At 71.9% G+C, this 22,526-nt stretch carries 19 protein-coding genes; 7 read left to right on the top strand and 12 right to left on the bottom strand.

Annotated features, from left to right (window positions below):
* Positions 1-63: 63 nt before the first annotated feature.
* Positions 64-1,101: a YeiH family protein gene (locus tag EGM46_RS00550; RefSeq protein WP_125098219.1), complete on the bottom strand. Its 1,038-nt coding sequence runs from the start codon at positions 1,099-1,101 to the stop codon at positions 64-66.
* 82 nt (positions 1,102-1,183) lie between these two features.
* Between EGM46_RS00550 and EGM46_RS00545 the strand changes: the two genes are divergently transcribed.
* Positions 1,184-2,107, top strand: a complete 924-nt coding sequence (locus tag EGM46_RS00545) for a LysR family transcriptional regulator (protein WP_164512764.1) — start codon at positions 1,184-1,186, stop codon at positions 2,105-2,107.
* A gap of 175 nt (positions 2,108-2,282) precedes the next feature.
* Here the strand turns inward: EGM46_RS00545 and EGM46_RS00540 are convergent, their stop codons facing one another.
* The 3 genes from EGM46_RS00540 to EGM46_RS00530 form a co-directional block, all read right to left on the bottom strand.
* Entirely contained in the window at positions 2,283-3,656 is a 1,374-nt protein-coding gene (locus EGM46_RS00540; RefSeq protein WP_125098217.1) for an FAD-dependent oxidoreductase, read from the bottom strand.
* A gap of 88 nt (positions 3,657-3,744) precedes the next feature.
* Positions 3,745-4,758 carry a polyprenyl synthetase family protein gene (locus EGM46_RS00535; RefSeq protein WP_125098334.1) on the bottom strand — a complete coding sequence of 338 codons (1,014 nt, stop codon included), beginning with the start codon at positions 4,756-4,758 and terminating at the stop codon, positions 3,745-3,747.
* Between the two features lie 41 nt (positions 4,759-4,799).
* Positions 4,800-5,840, bottom strand: coding sequence for a class I SAM-dependent methyltransferase (locus EGM46_RS00530; protein WP_241156095.1), 1,041 nt, complete (start codon positions 5,838-5,840; stop codon positions 4,800-4,802).
* 91 nt (positions 5,841-5,931) lie between these two features.
* Between EGM46_RS00530 and EGM46_RS00525 the strand changes: the two genes are divergently transcribed.
* On the top strand, positions 5,932-7,272 hold the full coding sequence (locus EGM46_RS00525) for an isochorismate synthase (RefSeq protein ID WP_125098216.1): 1,341 nt from the start codon (positions 5,932-5,934) through the stop codon (positions 7,270-7,272).
* Between the two features lie 42 nt (positions 7,273-7,314).
* Here the strand turns inward: EGM46_RS00525 and EGM46_RS00520 are convergent, their stop codons facing one another.
* The 3 genes from EGM46_RS00520 to EGM46_RS14910 form a co-directional block, all read right to left on the bottom strand.
* Positions 7,315-8,184, bottom strand: coding sequence for a PPK2 family polyphosphate kinase (locus EGM46_RS00520; RefSeq protein ID WP_125098215.1), 870 nt, complete (start codon positions 8,182-8,184; stop codon positions 7,315-7,317).
* Positions 8,185-8,245: 61 nt separating this feature from the next.
* Positions 8,246-10,144, bottom strand: a complete 1,899-nt coding sequence (gene menD / locus EGM46_RS00515) for a 2-succinyl-5-enolpyruvyl-6-hydroxy-3-cyclohexene-1-carboxylic-acid synthase (RefSeq protein ID WP_125098214.1) — start codon at positions 10,142-10,144, stop codon at positions 8,246-8,248.
* On the bottom strand, positions 10,141-10,695 hold the full coding sequence (locus EGM46_RS14910; protein ID WP_241156094.1) for a PLDc N-terminal domain-containing protein: 555 nt from the start codon (positions 10,693-10,695) through the stop codon (positions 10,141-10,143). The genes menD and EGM46_RS14910 overlap by 4 nt, the downstream gene beginning before the upstream one ends.
* 96 nt (positions 10,696-10,791) lie before the next feature.
* Between EGM46_RS14910 and EGM46_RS00505 the strand changes: the two genes are divergently transcribed.
* Positions 10,792-11,199, top strand: coding sequence for a DUF4229 domain-containing protein (locus EGM46_RS00505; RefSeq protein ID WP_164512763.1), 408 nt, complete (start codon positions 10,792-10,794; stop codon positions 11,197-11,199).
* A 207-nt stretch (positions 11,200-11,406) separates the two neighbouring features.
* On the opposite strand, the gene EGM46_RS00500 is transcribed toward EGM46_RS00505, so the two are convergent.
* The 3 genes from EGM46_RS00500 to EGM46_RS00490 form a co-directional block, all read right to left on the bottom strand.
* Positions 11,407-12,183, bottom strand: coding sequence for an ABC transporter ATP-binding protein (locus EGM46_RS00500; protein ID WP_206427455.1), 777 nt, complete (start codon positions 12,181-12,183; stop codon positions 11,407-11,409).
* Positions 12,180-12,929 carry an ABC transporter permease gene (locus tag EGM46_RS00495; protein ID WP_241156093.1) on the bottom strand — a complete coding sequence of 250 codons (750 nt, stop codon included), beginning with the start codon at positions 12,927-12,929 and terminating at the stop codon, positions 12,180-12,182. The genes EGM46_RS00500 and EGM46_RS00495 overlap by 4 nt, the downstream gene beginning before the upstream one ends.
* A 107-nt stretch (positions 12,930-13,036) precedes the next feature.
* A complete protein-coding gene (locus EGM46_RS00490) occupies positions 13,037-14,086 on the bottom strand; it encodes an ABC transporter substrate-binding protein (RefSeq protein WP_241156092.1) in 1,050 nt (349 codons plus the stop codon).
* A 195-nt stretch (positions 14,087-14,281) separates the two neighbouring features.
* Here EGM46_RS00490 and EGM46_RS00485 point away from each other — a divergent pair, with 195 nt between their 5' ends.
* On the top strand, positions 14,282-14,926 hold the full coding sequence (locus EGM46_RS00485) for a YkoF family thiamine/hydroxymethylpyrimidine-binding protein (protein ID WP_125098212.1): 645 nt from the start codon (positions 14,282-14,284) through the stop codon (positions 14,924-14,926).
* Between the two features lie 260 nt (positions 14,927-15,186).
* Here EGM46_RS00485 and EGM46_RS00480 read toward each other — a convergent pair whose 3' ends face one another.
* Both EGM46_RS00480 and EGM46_RS00475 read right to left on the bottom strand, forming a co-directional pair.
* Positions 15,187-17,004, bottom strand: coding sequence for an ABC transporter ATP-binding protein (locus tag EGM46_RS00480; protein ID WP_125098211.1), 1,818 nt, complete (start codon positions 17,002-17,004; stop codon positions 15,187-15,189).
* Positions 17,001-18,851 (bottom strand): ABC transporter ATP-binding protein, encoded by a 1,851-nt coding sequence (locus tag EGM46_RS00475; RefSeq protein ID WP_125098210.1) that lies wholly within the window; start codon positions 18,849-18,851, stop codon positions 17,001-17,003. The genes EGM46_RS00480 and EGM46_RS00475 overlap by 4 nt, the downstream gene beginning before the upstream one ends.
* 302 nt (positions 18,852-19,153) lie before the next feature.
* Here EGM46_RS00475 and EGM46_RS00470 point away from each other — a divergent pair, with 302 nt between their 5' ends.
* From EGM46_RS00470 to EGM46_RS00460, 3 genes are all read left to right on the top strand, one after another.
* Positions 19,154-20,428: a sensor histidine kinase gene (locus tag EGM46_RS00470; RefSeq protein WP_125098209.1), complete on the top strand. Its 1,275-nt coding sequence runs from the start codon at positions 19,154-19,156 to the stop codon at positions 20,426-20,428.
* On the top strand, positions 20,425-21,096 hold the full coding sequence (locus EGM46_RS00465) for a response regulator (RefSeq protein WP_125098208.1): 672 nt from the start codon (positions 20,425-20,427) through the stop codon (positions 21,094-21,096). The genes EGM46_RS00470 and EGM46_RS00465 overlap by 4 nt, the downstream gene beginning before the upstream one ends.
* A 111-nt stretch (positions 21,097-21,207) precedes the next feature.
* Positions 21,208-22,521, top strand: a complete 1,314-nt coding sequence (locus tag EGM46_RS00460) for an acyltransferase family protein (protein ID WP_125098207.1) — start codon at positions 21,208-21,210, stop codon at positions 22,519-22,521.
* Positions 22,522-22,526: the final 5 nt, after the last annotated feature.

The following is a 22,526-nucleotide window of genomic DNA, read 5'->3' as shown; positions in this document are numbered from 1 at the left end:
TCTCCGGTGGGTTTGGTTCGAGCGCCCCAGTGGGTTCTGGGCCCTGCCTGTGCGGCGCGGCGCCTACAGCGCCCCGGTGAGCACCATCACGCCGAGCGTGGTACTCGCGACGAGCACCGACAGGATCCCGCCCAGGATCAGGGGTTTAAGCCCGGCTCTGCGGATCGCGCGCAGATCGGTCGACATGCCGATTCCGGCGAGCGCCATCGCGACGAGGAACACGCTGACCCGCGTGAGCACGTCAGCCGCGGGTGCCGGCACCGCGCCGAGCGAGGTGAGCGAGGCGACCACGAGGAACCCGACCAGGAACCAGGGCACGAGGCGCAGGATCCGTGCGACGGTGAATCGCTCGCCCTGCCCGGTGCGGCGGCCGTCGAGCACCGCGAGCCCGATGCTGATCGGAATGATCATGAGCGTGCGCACGAGCTTCACGACCACCGCGAACCCGAGCGCCGACGCGCTGTACACGCTCGCCGCGGCGACGACCGAGCTCGTGTCGTTGACCGCGGTGCCCGCGAACAGGCCGAAGGCGTGCGGGGTCATGCCGAGCGCGTGCCCGAGCGCGGGGAACAGCAGCACGGCGAGGATGTTGAAGAGAAACACGGTGGAGATCGCGTAGGCGATGTCGGCGCTCTTCGCGCGGATCACCGGCGAGATCGCCGCGATCGCCGACGCCCCGCAGATCCCGGTCCCCACCCCGACGAGCACGCGGAGGTCGCGATCGACGCCCATCGCGCGCCCGATCAGCCAGGCTCCGAGCAAGCAGACGGTGAGCGAGGAGAGCATCACCGGCAGCGATTCAGCGCCGACCTCGATGATGCTCGCGAGCGAGAGCTGCGCGCCCAGCAGCACCACGGCGCACTGCAGCACGAACTTGCTCGCGTAGCCGATTCCCGGGCGGAGCCGCTCGGCCGGCCGCCGAACGAGGGCGATGAGGACGCCGATGACCACGGCGGGGATCGCGGAGCCCAGGATCGGGGCCATGCCACCGATCACGGTGGCGACGACGGCGACCGCAGCGCAGACGAGCGCGCCGGGGAGCACCTCGGTCCCTCGAGCGGTGAGTCGCTGGGGCAGCGTGTTGAGCGGAAAAGCGTGCATACTTCGAGTGTGCCGAAGCCCCGGCGCCGCGGGAACGGCCCAGATCGTTGGGGGATCCAAGCACTGCTTGTATCATGGGCGCGTGCACTCACCAGACCTGGCCGCGCTCCGCTGTTTCGAGGCGGCCCTCCGCACGGGCAGCATCTCGGCGGCCGGCCGCGAGCTCGGCGTCACCCAGCAGGCGGTATCGGCGCGCCTCCGCGGCCTCGAACGACTCGTCGGCGTTTCCCTCGTGCAGCGCTCACCCGCCGGCGTGACCGCGACCCCGGCCGGCGACGCCGTGCTCGCCTGGGCTCGCGAAGTGCTCTCCGCAGCGGCGCGCCTCGATGAGGGGATCGCGAGCCTCGCCGGGGGCGCCTCGCGAACGCTCACCGTCGGCGCGAGCCAGACCATTGCCGCGCACCTCCTCCCCACCTGGCTCATCGAGCTGCGCGGCGCGCAGCTCGCGGCGGGACGGAGCGCCACCTCGGTCGCGCTCCGCACCGCGAACAGCGCGGACACGGTTGCCGCGGTGCGCACGGGCGAGCTGGATCTCGGCTTCATCGAGACGCCCACGCTGCCCCACGGGCTCGGCGTCGCGCAGATCGGCGTGGATCGCATGGTCCTTGCCGTCTCGCCAGCGCACGCCTGGGCCGCGCGCGACGGCGTGACGCTCGCAGAGATCGCGGCGATCCAGCTCGTCACACGCGAGGCGGGGAGCGGCACGCGCGAGGCGTTCGAGACGGCGGTGGCGCGGCAGCTCGGCGGTGAGCCGCTCGCGCCGGTGCTCGAGCTCGGCACCGAGGCGGCCGTGCGATCGGCGGTGGCAAAGGGCGTGGCGCCCGCGGTGCTCAGCGAGCTGAGCGTGCGGGACGACGCGCGGCTCGGCAGGATCGCCGTCGTGCCGATCGATCCCGCACCGCTTGAGCGCCCGCTCACGGCGGTGTGGCGCGGATCCCGCAGGGATCTGGCCGGCGCGCGCAGGGAGCTCGTGGCGATCGCCGCCCGTTCGGGCGGCCTCGGCTAGGGCTCCCGCCGGGCACCCCGCACCCCGCACCCCGCACACTTCGGAGAAAACAGAAATCTCGGAGGGATCCTGCCGGATCCCTCCGAGATTTCCAATTTCTCCGCGGGTTCTTGCGGGGAAAGTTCTTGCGGGGAGAGCTCTTGCGGGGAGAGCTCTTGCGGGGGGCCCGTGCGCCCTACTCCGCGCGGGAGATGCGCGTCATGTCGTCGCGCGGCACCACCTTGATGCGGGTGCGGCCGGCCTCAGCGCCGAGCGCGAGCTCGTGCTCGTCCAGGCGGTGCCACCCCTCGATCGTCGTGTACGGCACCGCGCGCTCGTGCAGCAGCGCGGGGATCGCCTCGGCATCGGCGACCGCCGGGGTCCACCAGGACGCCCGGTCCTCGATCACGCACTCGAGCGTCTCCATCGCGTCCGACTTTGTGTGGCCGATGAGCCCGATCGGGCCACGCTTGATCCACCCGGTCGCGTAAATACCGGGGATCTGCTGTCCCTCGAGGTCCTGCACTCGACCCTGGCTGTTCGGGATCACACCCTTGGCGTCGTCGAACGGGATCTCGTCGAGCGGCGAGCCGAAGTACCCGATCGCGCGGTACAGCGACTGCATCGGGATGACCTCAAACTCGCCCGTGTCGATCACGCCACCCTGGCCGTCGGGGGCCGTGCGCTCGATCTTCAAGCCGGCGACGCGGCCGTCCTCGACCACCACCTCGACGGGCTTCGACCAGAAGTGCATGTGCAGCCGACGCGAGGCGCGCTCACCGTTCTCCTCGCGCTCACGCTGCTCCTGCCGCCACTTGTCCATGACGCGGGTCATGACGGTGACCTGCTTGTTCTTCGCGAGCACCTCATCGGCGTACGCGTCGGGCAGGTCGAAGTCGCGCTCGTCCACCACCATGTCGACGTCGCGCACCTCGCCGAGTTCGCGCAGCTCAAGCGGTGTGAACTTCACGTACTTCGGCCCGCGGCGGCCGAAGAGGTGCAGCTCCTCGATCGGGTTCTCTGCGAGCCCCTGGTACACGTTGTCCGGGATCTCGGTGGGCAGCAGATCGTCGGCGTGCTTGATCAGCATGCGCGAGATGTCGAGCGCGACGTTGCCGTTGCCGATGACACCAACGGAGGCCGCCTCGAGCGGCCAGGTGCGCGGCACATCCGGGTGGCCGTCGAACCAGCTCACGAAGTCGGCGGCCCCGTAGGAGCCGGCGGCGTCGATGCCGGGAATGTTCAGCCCGGCGTCGCGGATCGCGCCCGTCGAGAAGATGACCGCGTTGTAGTGCTGCTTCAGGTCGTCGAGCGTGATGTCCTGGCCGTAGCGCACGTTGCCGAAGTAGCGGATCTGGCCGCTGTCGAGCACGTCGCGCAGCGCGGTGATGATGCCCTTGATGCGCGGGTGGTCGGGGGACACGCCATAGCGCACCAGGCCGTACGGAGCCGGCAGCTGCTCGAAGAGATCGATCTCCACCTCGAAGTCGCGCTCCGCTTTCAGCATCAGGTCCGCCGCGTAAATGCCCGCGGGCCCAGCCCCGACGATCGCCAACCGCATCTTGCTCATCGCATTCCTACTTCCAGTCTGCCGCGAACGGTATCATCCGCCGGGCGCCTCACTGAGTTCTGTCGTGCCCCGCACGGGGCACCACCTGCTATCCCTCTCGGGAAACGATTGAATCTGCCATCCGCTCGAGCGCGCGCTTCACGGGCGACTTCGGCAGCGGATCGAGCGCGGAGACCGCCTCGGCGGCCCACCGACGTGCCGTTGCCTCGGTCTCGCGGGTCACCTCGTGCTCGCGGAGCGCCTCGACCGCGGCGTCGAGCACCGAGGCGTCAGCCCCGGCCTCGATGTCGCGCACGCCGGACTCGATCTGCGCGAGGAGCTCGGCGTCGGCACCACCGGACGCCGCCGCGCGCTGCTGCAGCAGGAGCAGCGGCAGGGTCGCGACGCCGGCGCGGAGGTCGGTGCCCGCGCGCTTTCCAGTCTGCTCCTTCTGCGGCGAGAGGTCGATCACATCGTCGATCAGCTGGAACGCGACGCCGATGCGCTCGCCGTACTCGGTCACGGGGTCCGCATACTCCTGCGGCGCCTCGCCAAACATGACGCCCATCCGCGCAGCGGTCGCGATCAGCGCGCCCGTCTTGTCCGCGAGCACCTGGATGTAGTGCGCGATCGGCTCGTCCTCCGGCTGCGGGCCGACGGTTTCGTGCAGCTGGCCGAGGCAGAGCCGCTCGAACGTCTCCGCCTGGAGCAGGATCGCCTCCTCCCCCATACCGGACACGAGCGACGAGGCACGCGCGAACAGCAGGTCGCCGGCGAGGATCGCCACCGAGTTCGACCACACGGTCTGCGCGGCGGGCACCCCGCGGCGCAGCTTCGCGTCGTCCATGACGTCGTCGTGGTACAGCGAGGCGAGGTGCGTCATCTCGACGGCCTGCGCGGCGCGGCGCACGAGCTCGTTCGGGCCGGTGCCGAGCTCGCTCGTGAGGAGGGTCAGCATCGGGCGGATCCGCTTCCCACCCGCGTTCATGAGGTATCGCGCGGGGGCGTCGGCGACGGGGGACGCGAAGTTCAGGTGCGTCATCAGCTCGGCCTCGATCAGCTCAAGCTGATCCTGCAGCTGCTTCGCGTGGCGGCGATCCTGCGCACCGCGGAACACGCGCATCGGCAGCGCCTGGGTGGCGGTGTCTTCAGCGATGGGACGGTTCACTGCTCGCCTCCGGAGGCCTCGGTCGGTGTGGTGGGCTGCGTCGCTTGCGTCGATTTCGGGGCCGCTGCCGGTTTCTTGGCGGCCGGTTTCTTGGCGGCCGGTTTCTTAGCGGCGGGTGTCTTCGCGGTCGACGTCGCCGCGGCCGGCTTCTTGGCCGCCGCCGGTTTCTTGGCCGCGGCCGGCTTCTTGGCGGCATCAGACGTCTTCGCCGCAGCAGGCTTCTTGGCGGCCGCAGACTTCTCCGCCGCAGGCTTCTTCGCCGCGCCAGACTTCTTGGCGGCAGCCGGCTGCTTCGCCGCAGCGGGCTGCGCGGCCGCCGCGGGCGCCTCGCGCGGCACGAAGCCACGGTGCAGCGCCACGATGCCGAAGGTCAGGTTGCGGTACGCGACCCGCTCGAGGCCAGCCTCGCGCAGCCACCCGGCGAGCGCTTCCTGATCCGGCCACTGCTCGATCGACTCGTTGAGGTACTGGTACGCCGCTGCGGCGTCGCGGTTGATCGCGCCCGCGATGCGCGGCAGCACGTGGCGCCCGTAGAACGTGTACGGCCCGCGCACCACCGCGGACGGGGGCGTCGAGAACTCGGCGATCACCACGCGGCCGCCGGGCTTCACAACCCGGCGCATCTCGGCGATCGCAGCGCGCGGATCGCTGACGTTGCGCAGCCCGTAGGAGATCGTCGCGGCGTCGAAGCTGTTGTCCTCGAACGGCAGCGCGGTCGCGTCCGCGTGCACGAACTCGATGAGCTCGTTGCCCGCGTGGCGCTTGCGCCCCTCGGCAAGCATGCCCTCCGAGAAGTCCGCAGCCACCACGTGCGCCCCCTGCGCGGCGAGCGCCGCGGACGAGGTGCCGGTTCCCGCGGCGAGGTCGAGGATCCGCATCCCCTTGCGCGGCCCGACGGCCTTCGTCGTCGCAATGCGCCAGAGCCGGTCATTGCCCACCGTCAGGACGTCGTTGATGAGGTCATAGCGGGGCGAGACCTCGTCAAACATCGAGGAGACGTCGGCGGCGTGCTTGGTCGCAGTGTCGGGTCGAGTCACCCCACCATCGTATCTCCTCGCGCCTGAGCGCCAGGTGGCGCGCGCGGACGCGCTGAACCACCCGCTCAGGGCAGAGGGGTAGATTGTTGGGGTGACGAGTGAACCCGCTGTGCCCCGCCTCCGCGCGATCACCCGACCCCTCGCGCAGCGGCCCGAGCTCCTCGATCTCGCCGATCCGGCATCCCCGCTCGTCTGGCTGCGCGGCGACCGCGGCTGCGTTGGCCTCGGCGAGACGCTGCGCCTCAGCTTCCGCGGCGCCGAGCGCTTCCGCGAGGCCGCAACCGCGTGGCGCGGGATCGCTGACGCGGCGAACATCGATGACCCGGTGCAGCTCCCCGGCTCGGGGCTCGTGGCGCTTGGCACGTTCGCGTTCGACGACGCGAGCGCCGCCGAGAGCGTGCTCATCGTGCCGCGCCTGCTCGTCGCGCAGCATCGCGACCAGTGGTGGATCACGGAGACCGTCCTCGATCAGGATCCCGCCACGCGTTCACCCGAGGCGGCCCCGCACGCGCCGCTCGGCCAGGATCCCGCGCTGCCCGAACCGGCTCCCGCCGGCGAGTGGCTGGGCCTCGAGCTCGCGCCGCGTGCCCCGCAGCCGAGCGAGCCGGGCGGCAGCGTCGACCCCGTGGCCGCGTACCTCACCGGCGTCACCGAGGCGGTGCGCCGCATCAGCGCTGGCGATGCGGAGAAGATCGTGCTCGCGCGCCAGATTGAGGGCGTGCTCCCCGCGGGCGCCGACCTCCGCGTCCCGCTCTCCCGGCTCGCCGAGCGCTACCTCGACTGCTGGACCTTCGCCGTCGACGGCATGATCGGCGCAAGCCCGGAGACCCTGATCCGATCCACCGCCGGTGCCGTGTCCGCGCGCGTGCTCGCCGGCACCCGTGCGAGGCACACCGAGGACGCGGCGCGCGACGCACACGCGCGCGATGAGCTCCTCACCAGCGCGAAGGAGCAGCACGAGCACGCGTTCGCCGTGCAGAGCGTGGTCACCGCGCTCGCACCGTTCGTGAGCGAACTGCGCACCAGCGAGGAGCCGTTCCCGCTCCAGCTGCCCAACGTGTGGCACCTCGCGACCGACCTCGGCGCGAGCCTCGGCGAGCGCAGCTCGGCGATCGAGCTCGTCGGCGCGCTCCACCCCACCGCCGCGGTCGCCGGCACCCCCACCGCCGACGCGGTCGCGGCCATCGCCGAGCTCGAGCCCTTCGACCGCGGCCGCTACTCGGGGGCGGTGGGCTGGATCGACGCCGCGGGCGACGGCGAGTGGGTCATCGCGCTGCGGTGCGCGCAGCTCGGCGCAGCAGATCCCGAGACCGGGGCGCGCACGCTCACCGCGAGCGCGGGCGGCGGCATTGTGGTCGGCTCCGATCCCGAGCACGAGTTTGGTGAGACGGTGTCAAAGTTCCGGCCGATCACGGAGGCGTTCGCCCGGTAGGCGCAGTGCCCGGGGCCAGAGCCCGGGCTCAGTGCCGGGACCTCAGGGCCAGCTGAGCCAGCGCGTCGCGTCGAGTCGCGCCTGCTCGGCCGCAACGTCGAAGTCGGCGCTCGGCCACTCGGGGCGCAGCGCGGCGAGCTCCGAAATCACGATGCGCTGCACCGCGGCGCGCGCGTACCACTTCGCGTTCGCCGGCACGACGTACCAGGGGGCGTGCGCGGCGTGCGTGCGCTCGATCGCGATCTGGAACGCTGCCATGTAGTCGGGCCAGAGGACGCGCTCGTCCACGTCGCCTGGGTTCACCTTCCAGTGCTTCGCCGGGTCGGCCAGCCGCTCGGCGAGGCGCTCGGCCTGCTCCTCCGGGGATACGTGCAGCATGATCTTCACGATCCGCACGCCGTCGTCGGCGAGGCGACGCTCGAAGTCGGCGATCGCGCCGTAGCGGCGCTCGATCTCCTCGGGCGGCGCGAACGCGCGCACGCGCTGGATCAGCACGTCCTCGTAGTGCGAGCGATCGAACACGCCGATCACCCCCGGCTCCGGGACCCGCGGCTCGATCCGCCACAGGAAGTCGTGCGCGCGCTCCTCCTCGCTCGGCGCCTTGAACGCGGCGAGCGCGAGCCCGTACGGTTCCACCTGCGAGAACACGTGGTTCACGATGCCGCCCTTGCCCGCGGCGTCCATGGCCTGCAGCACGACGAGCACGCGCTCGCGCGCGCCAACGCGGCTCTGCGCGAAGAGTTTCTCCTGCAGTTCCCGGAACTCCTGCGCCGATGCGGCGAGCTCGGCCTGGCCAGCCTTCTTCGTTGCCGTGGTGCCAGGGGTGGCGGCGGGATCGATCCCGCGCAGATCGAATCCCTCGCGCACCCGCAAGCGTTCGGCCACATCGTCGTTCCAGAACTGCGTTCCCATGCGCCCTCCCCGGTCAGTGCTCCCCACTGTAGAGCCTGCCAGGGCACTCCCGCACCCGGAATTACGCCCGATCGAGCGGCACCTCGACGATGCCGGGGCCCGTCACCGGCTCGGTGAGGAGGCGTTCGAGCTCGCTGCGCGTCTCCACGCGCCGGTACGACCAGCCGTACGCCGCCGCGAGCGACTCGAGCGACACCGCCTGCGGGGTGAACATCACACGGTCGAACGCGGCAGGGGCCGCGGCGTCCGCAACCTCGAGGCCGTCGAAGATCGTCCCACCGCCGTCGTTGCCGACGAACAGCTGGATGCGCACCGGCGCCTCCCCCTGCGGCAGCAGCAGCGATCCCGCGTCGTGCAGGAGCGCGAGGTCGCCGATCAGCACGCGGGTCACGCCGGCTGCGCCGGAGCCTTCCGGGTCGGCCTGGCTCGCGGCAGCGATCCCGAGCGCCGTCGCGACGGTGCCGTCGATCCCGGCGAGGCCGCGATTCGCGTGCACGTCGAGCTTGCGGCCCGGCGCGATCCCGTCGAGCACGCGCACGAGACGCGATGCCGCGACGACCAGGCGATCGTGCGGCCACGACCCGCGCCACACGCTCTCGGCGAGCAGCGCACGGCTCACCGGCTCACGCATGGTCGCCACCTCGGCGCGCGCGTACTCGCTCCGCTCCTTGTACCCCGTCGCGGTCGCGGCGGAGAGGTTCGGCGCGTGCACCGTGGTGCGCTCACGCTGCAACTCCCGGTCGGCGACGACCCACGCCCCCAGCCAGCGATGCAGCAGCGCAGGATCATGGCCATCCGCGGCACGCGCCGCACGCACCACCGTCGCGCGGCGGCCCGGGTTCACGTGTTCCACCCCTCGCCCTGCGTGCGGGTCGACGACGATCACCTCGACCGACTCACGCCGCAGCAGCGCGCTCGCCTGCCGTGTGAGTGTCGGGTGGCCGAACACCACGGCGCGCTCGACGAGGCCGCCGATCTCGGGATCCTCGAGCAGCGTGGCGTACGCCGTGATCGCCTCCCGCCCGTAGCGCGCGCCGCTCACCGCTTCGGCGAGCAGCGGCGCACCGATCGCCCGCGCGAAGGCCTCGGCCTCCGGCCCGGCACCCGCACCCGCGAGCACCACGGTGTACGCGTCGCCCGAGTGCACGTACTGCTCGTCCTCGCCGAAGCCGGCGTGCGTGCGCTGCCCGCCTGGCGCAGCCTGCGTCGTGGGGCTCGCGATCCCGCGCTCGCCGCGCTCGCGCAACTCGGTCGCCTCTGCGGCGGCGGCCTCGAAGCCGCGGTCGATCATGCGGTCAAAGCCCGCGGTGCCCGAGAGCGGTTCGCGGAACGCGAGGTTCACCTGCACCGGACCGGCAGGGGCCGCGCCGAGGAACCCGGTCGCCGCCGAAATCGCGCGCGCGGCGAGCACCTGCGGGTCGGTCGCGTCAGTGCGCACCAGGTCGCCGTCCTGGCCGAGCGCCGGTGCCGGCACGTCCAGGCTGAGGCGCGCTGCTGGGCCGAAGAGGCCGGCCTGCTGCGTGGTCTGGGTGCTGCGGATCCCGCGCAGTTCCGTTGGGCGATCCGCGGTGAGGAGCAGCATCGGGACGCGCCCAGCGTGCGCCTCGAGCGCGGCAGGGAGCAGGTTGGCCACCGCGGTGCCGCTCGTGACGATGACCGGCGCGGGCATTCCCGTTTCGCGCGCGACGCCGAGGGCGAAGAACGCCGCGGAGCGCTCGTCGATGCGCACGTGGAGGCGGATCGCGCCGACCCGTTCGGCGGCGGCGGCGGCGAGCGCGAGGGCCTGGGATCGGGATCCCGGGCACACGACCACGTCGCGGACGCCCAGCCGGATCAGCTCGCCGAGCAGCTCAACCGCGAAGACCGAGGCGGGCGCCGGGGCCGGTGGAGCCTGTGGTGCCTGTGGTGCCTGTGCGGCCGCTCGGGACGCGGGGGGCTGCGGGGACGCGTCGGCGCTCACGGCTGCGACGCGTCGCCGTCGGCCTGCGAGCCGCCATCTCGGCGCTGGTCATCCCGCGCCGAGCGGTCGCGCTGCGGGTGCTGCGTGCCGCTGTCGGAGGCCGGGCCTGGGCCGTCGGCGCTGCCTGGTTCGGTGTCGCCTGACGCGCTGTTGTCCGTGCTGCCGGTGCTGGTTTCCGCGCTCGCGTCCGTTGCCGTGCCGCCGGATCGCGGAGCCGCACCCGGCTGCTCCCCCGGGAAGGTCTCCTCGTCGAGCTCGCGCAGGCGATCCTCGAGGTCTCGCATGTGCGCGTCGAGATCACCCGACGACATCCTGGTCCCGCTGAAACGCGGGTCGTCGTCCGGGGCGGCGGGACGCGCTGCCGGGGCGTCACCCTTCCCGATCACGAACCAGAGAATGCCGCCGATCACGGGGAGCACCACGATGAGCACCACCCACACGGGCTTCGCGACGCCGCGGGCGCGTGCGCCATCCGTCATCGCCGCGTCGACCAGCGAGTACAGCGTGAAGGCCACCGCGATGACGATACCGATAATCCCGAATCGCACCATGCCCCCATGGTACCCGCCGCGCCTCACGCTGGGCTGGACGTCCGCGGCGGCTCCCAGTTCAGGATCGCCGCAGGCGCCCCGGGTAGAATCGTCGCCGTGAAGAACCCCCGCACCGCTTGGACTGTGTACATCGTGCTGCGTCTCGTCTTTTTCGCAGCCCCGTTCGCGGTGTTCTTCCTGCTGGGCATCAAGCCGTGGCTCGCGGCCATTTTCGCGGCCCTGATCGGGGTGTCGCTCTCGATCATCCTGCTCTCGAAGCCGCGCGATACGGCGTCGGAGAGCATCTACGACTGGCGTCACCGCGGCCGCACGGACGACAGCATCCTCGAGGATGAGGCCGTCGATGCGGCGGCCCCCGGTGCGGAGCGCGCGGGCGAGCTTGCCGAGGCGGGCGAGCCTGGTGCCGAGCCGAGCGCCGAGTCCGCGGGCGAGGCGGTCGAGCCTGCCGATGCGGGCGAGGCGGTCGAGCCCGAGGCAACGCAGGCGAAGCCCACTCAGCAGTAGCCCTGCGCTCTGCTCGCTCCGCACCAACCACCCCGCCCACCTCACCCCGCCCCAAGCCACCCACCCACCCCAACCAAACCAGACGGAGAAATCGCGAATCTCGGGCGGAATCCTGAGTTAGCCTCCGAAATCCCAGATTTCTCCGTGCGAATGTGGCGGTCAAGGGCGGCAGACGCCGCGCTCACCCGGCCCTCCCGCCCGCCCGGCCTACGCCCGGGCGCCTCGCATCAGCTCGTGCAGGCGCGCCTCGATGGGCGGCACGCGCGGGTCCCCGAGGAAGCCGTCGCCGCGCGGGATGTCGCGGGGCACGCGCACCTCGCCAGCGATCCCGCCAGCGCGCTGCGGCAGGACGAGCACCCGATCGCTCATCCGCACCGCCTCACGGATATCGTGCGTGATGAGCAGAACACTCCAGCCGTGCTCGGCCCAGATGTCGAGCAGCCACCGCTGCAGCTCATCGCGCGTGATCGCGTCGAGCGCACCGAACGGTTCGTCGAGCAGCAGCACGGGCTTGCCCTGCACCACGGTGCGCAGAAACGACACGCGCTGCCGCATCCCGCCGGACAGTTGCCGCGGATAGCGCCCCTCCGTGCCAGCGAGCCCGAAGGGCGCGAACAGTTCGGCGGCACGCTCGCGGGCGGCGCGCCGCGGCAGCCCGGCCACCTCGAGACCGATGCACGCGTTGTCGAGGATCCGCCGCCACGGCAGCAGCACGTCCCGCTGCGGCATGAACGCGAAGGGCCGCTCGCGCCCACCCGTGGCTGCCGCGATCGACTCACCCGCGTAGCGGATCTCTCCTGCGGCGGGGCGCAGCGCGCCAGTGAGCACGGCAAGCAGCGTGGACTTGCCCGAACCGCTCGCACCGACGAGTGAGACGATCTCGCCAGCACCGACGGTCAGCGACACATCGCGCAGGACGGGCGGACCGCCGAAGGACGCCCCGATCCCGCGCAGCTCGAGGGCGTCGGCCGCGATTCGGCTCATCGCGCCCGCCCCTGCTCGATGCGCAGCCACGGAATCGTGAGCCGCTCGATGAGGAGCACGAGGCCGAACAGCGCGAGGGTGATGATCGACGACACGGTCACGGCTGCGAGCACCAGGTCGGTGCGGAACACGTGCTTCGCGGACTGCATGTAGACGCCGAGGCCGGCAACCGCGCCAGCGTACTCAGCGAAGATCGTGCCGACCACGGCGTAGGTGATGGAGATGCGCAGCGCGGAGAAGAACGAGGGGATCCCCGCCGGGAGGCGCACGAGGCGGAACCGCTGCCAGCGCCCGGCCCCCATCGAGCGGAGCAGCCACTCAGCGTCGGGGTCAGCTTCGGCGAAGCCGCGGAGCAGCCCCACCACCATCGGGAAGAACGTCACGAACGCGACGAGCAGCACCTTCGGCAGCAGGCCGAAGCCGAACCACAGCACCACGAGCGGGGCGAGCGCAATGAGCGGCAGGGTCTGGCTCACGACGAGCAGCGGGAGCAGCGCGCGACGCAGCATGGGCGAGAAATCGAGCAGGATCGCGGCCGCGAACGCCACGGCAACCGACAGCGTGAACCCGGAGAGCGTCGCAGTGACGGTGGTGAGCGTGTGGCGGAGGAGCGCGTCGCGCTCGGCGATCCCGGCCTCGAGGATGCGGGTGGGGGCCGGCAGCATGTCGGGCGGGACGAGGCCGGCCGTCGTGGCGGTCTGCCACGCGACGAGCAGCAGCGCGAAGGCGGCGAGCGGGGGCAGCACGTGGCCCAGCGCGCGCTGAGCGCTCCGCCACCGCACGCTCTCGGGCCCCCCGGGCCCCCCTTGCCCGCCGCGCAGCGCACCGCGCGCAGCCGCGACCCCCACGCCGATCACCCGCGCAGCTCGGTGTAGTACTCGGCCCAGTCGGGCTCCTCCGTGACGGGCTTCCCCTCGGAATCCGTGAGGAAGCCGCCGTCGAAGAGGAACGCGCCGAAGGCGTCCCACGCCGCGGGGTCGGCCGCGCCGATCTCGCGGCCCTCCGCGACGAGGTAGCCGTCCTCGGCCATGAGCTTCGCGCTGCGTCGCACGAGTTCCTCGGCGGTGCCGAGCGTGTCGGGGTTCGCCGCGATCAGGATGTCCGCCGCCCGCTCCGGGTGCTCGGCCGCGAACGCGTAGCCGCGGGCAACGGCCTCGACGAACGCGCGCGCCTCGTCCGGGTGGGCAGCAAGGTAGGCGTCGCTCGAGATCATGCCGGTCGACTGCTGCTCGGGCACGCCGAAGTCCTGGTATCGCCAGGCACGGTACGGGTGCCCATCGATCTCCATCTGCAGGTTTTCCCAGGTCGCGACCGAGAGGGTGAAATCGATGCGGCCCTGCGAGAGCGCCTCGTACGCACCCGTGTCGAGCACGACCTCCTCGAACTCGCCCGTGCCGCCGTCGCCCTGGATCGTCGAGGACGCGAGCGCGCCGAAGAGGGGTGCGCCGAAGCCGCCGAACACGAGCCCGTCGAGGTCTTTCGGGCGGGTGAGATCGTCGCGCGAGCCGAGCACTACGAGGCGCCCCGTGTCGGTCTGCGTGACCCGGTATACGGACACCACATCGAGGCCGGAGGTGCGCGCCATCTGCACGCCCGACTGACCGCCGATCCCGAAGTCGGCCTCGCCGGCGGAGACGAGCTGGCTCGCCGGGGTGGACCCGTAGGGCAGGATCTCCACGTCGAGCCCGGCGTCGGCGAAGTAGCCCTCGGCCTCGGCGACGTAGACACCGATGTGGTTGGTGTTGGGCGCCCAGTCGAGCGCGAAGCTCACCGGTGCGGGATCGGCGCCGGGCTTCGCTGATCCGGATCCCGCCGGGGCGGCGCAGCCGACGAGCGCGAGCGCGCCGACCGTGAGCGCCGCGGCCGCGGCGATGAGTGGGCGTGAGTGGGTACGGTAACGCAAAAGCGTGCCCTTTCAGTCGTTGAGGGGCACGGGTGAATGAAGAGTGTCTCCCTGCGCTGGCATGATCCAGATCAGGTTCGACGGTCGAAGGTTGATGACCTTCCTCTCAGCCCGGCCTACCGGACTCCCGTGTGTGCCCCACCGTAGCAGAACTCCGGATCGCGGAGTGGGCACGGAATCTCCTAGGGTGGGGCCATGACACTCGCCAGCGACACCACGACCGCCCCGGCGCCCGGCGCCGAGATGACCCCGCAGCAGTACGGGGTGGGGGCACGTTTCACCCTCTCCGTGTACGACTCCGACTACGTGCGGATCATCATGGAGGCCCTCGGTCGGGCGGACCGATCCGGGCTGACGATCGAGACCACGGACATCTCGACGTTTGTTGGCGGCACCGAGCAGCGCGTGCTCGAGTTTCTGCGCGACGTGATCGGCGCGGCCGCGGCGAGCGGGGTCCATATCTCGGCGGCGATCCTGCTGTCGCGCGGCTGCCCAGGCGAGCTCGCGTGCGCGCTGCCCGTTGGGGTGTCCGCGCTCGGCGCCGAGCCCATCACGCTGGCCCCGGTCGGCGTGCGCGCCCGCGCGCACTGGTCGCTCTACCCGCTGCTCGACGGGGGCAGCGAGGGCGACCACATGTCCCCGATCTACGCGGCGATTGAGGACGCGAAGGCGGCGAGAATCTATGCGGGATCCGACCACTTCGCCACCCGTCTGGACGGCGATCTCGCCGCGGTGCTCGCGACCGCAGCGAACGGCTGGATCGGGGTGGGCGGGGTGGTGCAGCACGTCACCACCCACCTCACCGTGTCCCTCAACAGCCCGACCCCGCCCACCCCTTAGCTCCCCACCACCCAAACCAAACCAAACCAAGCGGAGAAATCGCGAATCTCGGGCGGAATCTTGAGTTAGCCTCCGAAATCCTAGATTTCTCCGTGGGAGATGGGGAAGGTGCGCTCGCGTGCGTGGGAAGAGTTGCCCCACCCCGCCCCCCCTCTCCATCCCCCCTCCCCCACAGGCCTCAATCGAGAAGTGGCAAAGCGACCCTTCACGCGCGTGAAGGGTCGCTTTGCCACTTTTGGATTGGGGCAGGGCCTCAAGGGCTATGCCTGGGATGCCTCCCAGCCCGCGTTGAGCGCCGCGTAGCGCCCGCCAGCCGCGATCAGCTCCGCCGGGCTGCCGTCCTCGACCACGCGGCCGTGCTCCATGACGAGCACACGATCCGCGATCGCGACGGTCGACAGCCGGTGCGCGATGATGATCGCGGTGCGGTCGGCGAGCAGCCGCTGCAGCGCGTCCTGCACGAGCCGCTCGCTCGGCAGATCGAGCGAGGCGGTCGCCTCGTCGAGGATCAGCACCCGCGGATCCGCGAGGAAGGCACGCGCGAACGAGATCAGCTGCCGCTGCCCCGCCGACACGCGCCCGCCGCGCTTGTTCACGTCGGTATCGTAGCCGTCGGGCAGCGCCTCGATGAAGGCGTCAGCCCCGACAGCCCTGGCGGCGGCGCGGATCTCGTCGGCGCTCGCATCCGGTCGGCCGAGCGCAATGTTGTCGGCCACCGTGCCGCTGAACAGGTACGCCTCCTGCGTCACCATCACGATGGCGCGGCGGAGGTCCTCGGGATCGAGCTCACGCAGGTCCACCCCGTCGAGCGACACGGCCCCGGTGGTGGGGTCGTAGAAGCGCGCGACGAGCTTCGCGAGCGTGGACTTGCCAGCCCCCGTCGTGCCGACGAGCGCGACCGTCTGCCCCGCCGGGATCACGAGGTCGCAGTCGGCGAGCACGGTGCGCCCTCCGCCGTAGCCGAAGCTCACGCCGTCGAACGTGAGCTCACCGCGCGCGGCGGGGAGCGCGGTCGGCGCTTCGGGATCCCGCACGGTTGGATCCTCCTCGAGCACGCCGGACACCTTCTCGAGCGCGGCGGTGGCCGACTGATACGAGTTCAGGAACATCGCCACCTCCTCGATCGGGCCGAAGAAGTTGCGCACGTAGAGCACCGCGGCGAGCAGCACGCCGATCGCGAGCGCCCCGTCGGCGACGCGCAGCGCGCCCCAGAGCAGCACCACACCGATCGTCACGTTCGCGAGCAGGATCAGCCCGGGATCGAGAACCCCGAACAGGCGAAACACGCGCAGGTTCGCGCGCCGGTAGTCCTCAGCGACGCGGCCGAACTCGACCCGGTTGCGCGGCTCGCGCCGGAACGCCTGCACCGCCCGGATCCCGGTCATCGTCTCGACGAACTGCACGATCAGGCGCGCGCTCACCACACGGGTGGCGCGGAAGCCCTTCTGCGATTCGACGACGAACCAGCGCATCAGGATCACGAGCGGGATCCCCATGCCGAGCAGGATCAGGCCGCTGCGCCAGTCGATCAGGAACAGCATGAGCAGCGTGAAACTGCCGATCAGGATCGCGTCGATGAGCTCGTTCAGGCTGCCGTCGAGGAGCTCCTGGATCGACTCGAGGTCACTCGTCTGACGCGCGATGATGCGGCCGGAGGTGTAGCCCTCGTGGAACTCGAGGCTGAGGCGCTGCGTGTGCCGGAAGATCCGGATCCGCAGCTCCATCATGACGGCCTGCGTGAGCCGCGCGATGAGCACGATGTACCAGCCGACGAGCAGTGAGCCGACCGCGCCGGTCACGAGGAACGCGACCCCGATCCCGATCGCAGGCACCCAGTCGCCGGCGTTCACGGCGCGCGGGAGCGCCTCGTCGATACCGAACGCGATGAGCGTTGGGCCGACCGCGCGCGCAGCCGTCGAGATGACGATCACGAGCGCGGTGAGCGCGATCAGGCCTTTCAGCGGGCGCAGGATCGAGCCGAGCAGGCGAAGCGAGCGGCGGCGGATCGCGCGGCTCTCCTCGCGGGTGTACTGGTCGCGGTCTTCGCCGCTCGTGCCGTGCACGCTTGCGGGGCTCATACGCGGTCCTCCTCTCGGGTCTCCGGGGTCGTGGCGATCAGGTGTCGGTAGTGCGCGCTCTCGCGCAGGAGTTCGGTGTGCGTGCCGACCGCGACGATCTTGCCGTCGCGCAGCACCGCAACGCGATCCGCCATCGAGACGGTCGAGGGGCGGTGCGCGACGATAAGCGCGGTGGTGCCGTCGAGCACGCGGCGGAGGGCCGCCTCAACGAGTGCCTCCGTGTCGACGTCGAGCGCCGACAGTGGGTCGTCGAGCACGAGCACGTCGGGGGCCGCGGCGACGACGCGGGCGAGCGCGAGGCGCTGCCGCTGGCCGCCGGAGAGCGAGAGGCCCTCCTCCCCCACCTCGGTGTCGAGGCCGTCGGGGAGCTCGTACGCGAAGCCGGCCTGCGCGACCTCGAGCGCCTCGGCCAGCAGGGCGTCGGCCTCGGGACTCGCCGGGTCGAGGTCGTCGCGGCCGAGCAGCACGTTGTCGCGCACCGAGGCGGAGAAGAGGATCGGCTCCTCGAACGCGACGCCGATGCGGCGGCGCAGCTCCTCGAGCCGCAGCTCGCGCACGTCGACCCCGTCGAGGCTCACCGCGCCGCCCGTCACGTCGAACAGGCGAGTGGGTAGCGTCGTCATCGTGGTCTTGCCGCTGCCGGTCGCGCCGACGAGCGCGAGGGTCTCGCCGGGGCGCAGCGCGAGGTCGACGCCGTCGAGCAGCGCGGGCTCCGTCTCGGCGGCGTCCGGGTAGCGGAACGTCACGTCGCGGAACACGAGTTCGCCGCGCGGCTCGGTGATGGTGCGCGGTGTCGCGGGATCCTGCACCGTGATCGGCGCATCGAACACCTCGAAGATGCGGTCGGTCGCGGTGCGCGTGTCGACGAGGAACGAGTACAGGTAGCCGAGCGAGGACATGGGCCACTGGAGGGCGGCCGCCATCGCGAAGAACGCGACGAGCTCGCCAACGGTGAGCAGGCCGTGCGCGGCGAGCCACACGCCGGTGATGAAGCAGGCGCCGAGCGCGAGGATGGGCACGAGCTCGTGCCAGAACCAGAGCGCGCCCACCTCCTTCGCCTTGCGCATCTCCGTCTCGCGGAGCGTCTCCGCGCGGCTGCGGAACTGGCCGAGCGCGTGGCCGCCGCGGCCGAATGCCTTCAGCACGCGGATGCCGTGCACGCTCTCCTCGACGGCGGTCGCGAGATCGCCAGCCTGATCCTGGCTGCGCCGCGACAGCACGCCGTAGCGCTGCTCGAAGCTGAAGCCGACGATCCAGACCGGGATCGAGCAGATCACGAACACGGTGCCGAGCGCCCAGTGCCAACGGAACAGGAGCGCCGCGCCGATCACGATCGTGAGCAGGTTGATGAGCAGCAGGATCAGGCCGAAGGCGAGCCAGCGGCGGATCGTGCCGATGTCCTGCATCATGCGGCTGAGGAGCTGACCCGACTGCCAGCGGTCGTGGAAGGCGACCGGGAGGCGCTGCAGGCGGTCGTAGAACGACTGCCGGATCCGGTACTCGATGCCCGTCGACGGCGCGAGCACGAAGCGGCGGCGCAGGAACACCATGAGGGCCTCCAGGACGCCGAGCGCGAGCACGGCGAGGGTGGCCCACACGATCTGCGTGCGGTTGCCCGTGGTGATGGGGCCGTCGACCGCCCACTGCAGCACGAGCGGGATGAGGAGGCTCGCGACGGCGGCGCCGAGACCGACGAGGGCGCCGCCGATGAGGCGGGGCAGCGCCGGCTTGGCGAAGGGCAGGAGGCGCGCGAGTGCGCGCGCGGTCGAGAGTCGGGGGGCCGCGGCGGTGTCGCTGGCGGCCGGGGTGGCGTCGTCTGGGAGCGACGCGGAAGCGTGAGAAGTCATGATCCCTGATCGAAGAATGCGCACGGAAACGGCGCGAACAGAAGCTGGAAACGGGAGGGGCGGCGGCGCGCGATGGGCGGGCCGCGGGGAACCTAATGTCCGGTCAGCAGAATGCCCGGACGAGCGAGATCTGCTGGGGTGATGATGAACGCCATGATCTGCTCCTTTCCGGGTCTTCGGGGATACCGATGATTACCCTATCCGGCTGGGCGCGCGGCGCGCAAGCACCAGTTCTGCGCGAGCTCGGGCGGCTCTGGGCCGCTCTGGGCCGCTCGGGGCCGCGCGCGCAGTAGCCTGGGCGCATGACTGCACGCCGATCCCCGTGGCTGTGGGGAGCCGCCACCCTGATGGCGGTGACCCTGCTCGCCGTCGCCGGCGCGCTCGGAGTCACCGTCTACGGCATGTTCCCGCTGGAGAGCCTCATGGTGGCCGCACTGCAGTCGGCCGGACTGGTCCTCGCGCTGCGGTTCCCGCGCTGGGGCGTCACGATCGCGACGTTCGGCGCGATCGGGGCGCTCTCGTTCGCCCGCGCCACCGCGGAGGCGCCGTGGCCCGTGCAGGTGACCACGCTTCTCGCGCTGCTCGGCTGCTACGCGCTCGCGTCCTTCCAGGGGCGCTGGCTCGCCACCTCCGCGAGCGCCGTCGTGGTCGGCGTGACCGCGAGCGGCATCGCCTCGGCCGCGGGGAGCACGATCCCCGCCGGCCCCATGGTGGCGAACCTCATCGTGCTGCTCGCACTCTCCACCATCACGATCGGGATCACGACCCTCGTGCGCGCCGTTCGCGCGGCGCGCGGCGAGCTCGCCGAGGCCCGCGAACTGTCCGAGCTGGAGCTCGCGCGCCGCCAGATCGCCGAGGAACGCACCCGGATCGCCCGCGAGATGCACGACGTCGTGGCGCACGGCATGTCCGTCATCCAGGTGCAGGCGGCGAGCGCGCGCTACCGCTTCGCCGGGCTCGACGACGCGGTTGCCGACGAGTTCGACGAGCTCGCGGCGACGGCGCGCACCGCGCTCGGCGAGATGCGCGCGCTGCTCGGCGTCCTGCGCGCCGACGATGGCGCCGAGCACGCGCCGCAGCCCGGCCTTGCGGACCTCGCGGAGCTCGTGGCCCGATCCCGCGCTGTTTTTTCCGACGAGCTGCCAGCCGAGATCCGCGCGCGCATCGACCCGGTCTGTCAGCTGGCCGTCTACCGGGTGGTGCAGGAGTCGCTCGGCAACGCCGCGCGGCACGCCGCGGGCGCGACGACCTCGGTGACGCTCGCCGCAGCGGTGGCGGAGCCAGGGGTCGCCCCCAGCGTTCGCGTGATCGTGCGCAATGCCGCGCCGCCCGCCGACGCCGCGCCCCGGAGCACCCCCGACCCGAGCGGGCACGGCATCCGCGGGATGCGGGAGCGGGTGAGTGCGCTCGGCGGATCGCTCGCCGCAGCGCCCACCCCGGACGGCGGCTTCCAGGTGCGCGCGGTGCTGCCCGTCGCGCCCGGCACGCCGCTCGCCGATTCCGCCGCGGCGCCAGACGCAGCGCCAGACGCAGCGCCCGCCCCAGCGCCCGCCGACCCCGAGGAGCCGCACGCATGACCATCTCAGTGCTGATCGTCGACGACCAGGCGATGGTGCGCGCGGGCTTCGCCGCGATCCTCGACGCGCAGGCCGACCTCACCGTGGTGGGGCAAGCCGCCGACGGTGCCGAGGGCGTCGAGCTCGCACGCCGCCTCCGCCCGGACGTCGTGCTCATGGACGTTCGCATGCCGGAGATGAATGGGCTCGAGGCGACCCGCGAGCTCATGTCACCGCCGCCGCGCGTCGACCAGGTGCCGCGCGTCGTGATTCTCACCACCTTCGACATCGACGAGTACGTGCACGACGCGCTCGCGGCTGGGGCGAGCGGCTTCCTCCTCAAGGACGCGCCGCCAGCCGACCTCGTCCAGGCGGTGCGGGTGGTCGCCGCGGGCGACGCGCTGCTCGCCCCGAGCGTCACCAAGCGGCTCCTGCAGAACTTCGCCGCTCAGCGCCCCGCCAACGACACGCACGCGCTCCGCCTCGCCGACCTCACCGAGCGGGAGCGCGAGATCCTCGTCAGCATCGGGCGCGGCCTCGCGAACGCCGAGATCGCCGCGGAGCTGTTCATCGCGGAACAGACCGTGAAGTCGCACATCACGCGCATCTTCACGAAGCTGCAGCTGCGGGATCGGGTGCAGGCCGTGATCCTCGCCTACGACGCCGGTCTCGTCGAGCCGGATCGCTAGGAGACAGCGCCACCCCATACCCAGGTAGGGGGCCGAATGCGCGCCGCGGGGTGATGCGCGGAGCGATTGCGCCGCGGGACGGTACTTCCAGAACATCGGAAGGACCCTCACATGAGCATCGTTTCACCGGCGCCCCGGCGCGTGCCGGCCCCACCCGCCACAGTCCCCGCTTCCGCGCGCGACGCTGCGGTCGACCTGGTGCGCGCGGCCTGCCTCATTGCGGTCGTCGCGATCCACAGCCTCATGGTCGGCATCAGCGTCCACGCCGGCGGCCCGGTACTCGAGAACGCGCTCGAGGCGTGGGGCGGCTTCACGTTGTTCTCGTGGTTCACGCAGATGATGCCGCTGTTCTTCATCATGGGCGGCTTCGCGTCGGCGACGCACCTGCGCCGGCTGCGCGCCCGCGGTGTCGGCACCGCCGACTACCTGGCCACACGCATGCGGCGGCTCCTCCCGGTGCCGCTCGCGGCGGCCGTCGCCGTCACCGCGACGCTCACGCTGCTCAGCGCGGCCGGCCTCTCCCCCGAGCTCGTCGCGACCGCCGGCTGGCGCATCAGCCAGCCGCTCTGGTTCCTCGGCGTCTACGTGCTCTGCACGGCGCTCGTGCCGCACGGCCTGCGGCTCCACGAGCGCGCGCCCGGCGCCACGCTGCTCTCGCTCGGGATCGGGATCGCCGCCGTCGACCTCACGCGCGTCTCGAGCGGGATCGAGGCGATCGGCTTCGCAAACCTGCTGTTCGTGTGGCTGTTCGTGCAGCAGCTGGGATTCTGGCTCGCCGACGGTCGTGCCCCCTCGCTGCGCGCCGCCAGGTGGGCCGTCGCCGGGCTCGCGGCGCTCATGGTGGTGGGGCTCAGCCCGGCGAACCTGTACGCGGCGCTCAACCCGCCGACGGCGGCGCTCGCGCTGCTCGGTGTGGTGCAGCTGGCGCTCTTCGCGCGATTCCGGCCGGCACTCGCAGCGTGGGCGGAATCGCCGCGCGTGCAGCGCTGCTCCGACGCGCTGAACGGGGCCTCGATGACCATCTACGCGTGGCACATGCCCATCGTGGTGGTGCTCGCCGGCGCGACGCTCGCGGTGGGGTCGCTCGGCGGCGGCGCTGCCGCGCTCATCCCGGAGCCGTTGTCCGTGGCGTGGTGGCTGAGCCGCCCGGCGTGGCTGGCCGTCGCGGGGCTCGCGGTCGCCGCGGTGGTGCCGCTCGTGCACCGCTGGGAGCGCCGCCCGGTGGCGGGCGGCGCGGCGGCGGCCGTGCCGGCTGCTCCGTGGCGGGTCGTGGCTGCGGTGCTGTGCGGCGCGGGCGGCGTGCTCGCGATCCTCGCCGCGGGCGGCGCACTCTGGGCGTGGGCCGCAGGCGCGCTCCTGCTCGCATTGGGCGCCCGCGCGGCGACCCCCGCTCGGATCGGGGTCACTCAGGCAGGGTGTCGCTGAGCACA

It is taken from the genome of Leucobacter chromiireducens (assembly GCF_003917135.1).
Taxonomy (GTDB): Bacteria; Actinomycetota; Actinomycetes; order Actinomycetales; family Microbacteriaceae; genus Leucobacter; species Leucobacter chromiireducens_A.
Note: the sequence above shows the minus strand (reverse complement) of the source record. Positions and strands in the feature narration are given on the sequence as shown.

Bases quoted from the DNA above. Each gene is read 5' to 3' on its own strand.
- EGM46_RS00460 (WP_125098207.1), top strand. From the start codon at position 21,208: ATGAGCATCGTTTCACCGGCGCCCCGGCGCGTGCCGGCCCCACCCGCC.
- EGM46_RS00480 (WP_125098211.1), bottom strand. From the start codon at position 17,004: ATGAGCCCCGCAAGCGTGCACGGCACGAGCGGCGAAGACCGCGACCAG.
- EGM46_RS00485 (WP_125098212.1), top strand. From the start codon at position 14,282: ATGACACTCGCCAGCGACACCACGACCGCCCCGGCGCCCGGCGCCGAG.
- EGM46_RS00465 (WP_125098208.1), top strand. From the start codon at position 20,425: ATGACCATCTCAGTGCTGATCGTCGACGACCAGGCGATGGTGCGCGCG.
- EGM46_RS00535 (WP_125098334.1), bottom strand. From the start codon at position 4,758: ATGCGCGTGTTCCGCGGTGCGCAGGATCGCCGCCACGCGAAGCAGCTG.
- EGM46_RS14910 (WP_241156094.1), bottom strand. From the start codon at position 10,695: ATGGTGCGATTCGGGATTATCGGTATCGTCATCGCGGTGGCCTTCACG.
- EGM46_RS00550 (WP_125098219.1), bottom strand. From the start codon at position 1,101: ATGCACGCTTTTCCGCTCAACACGCTGCCCCAGCGACTCACCGCTCGA.
- EGM46_RS00470 (WP_125098209.1), top strand. From the start codon at position 19,154: ATGACTGCACGCCGATCCCCGTGGCTGTGGGGAGCCGCCACCCTGATG.
- EGM46_RS00475 (WP_125098210.1), bottom strand. From the start codon at position 18,851: ATGACTTCTCACGCTTCCGCGTCGCTCCCAGACGACGCCACCCCGGCC.
- EGM46_RS00520 (WP_125098215.1), bottom strand. From the start codon at position 8,184: ATGGGAACGCAGTTCTGGAACGACGATGTGGCCGAACGCTTGCGGGTG.
- EGM46_RS00540 (WP_125098217.1), bottom strand. From the start codon at position 3,656: ATGAGCAAGATGCGGTTGGCGATCGTCGGGGCTGGGCCCGCGGGCATT.
- EGM46_RS00500 (WP_206427455.1), bottom strand. From the start codon at position 12,183: ATGAGCCGAATCGCGGCCGACGCCCTCGAGCTGCGCGGGATCGGGGCG.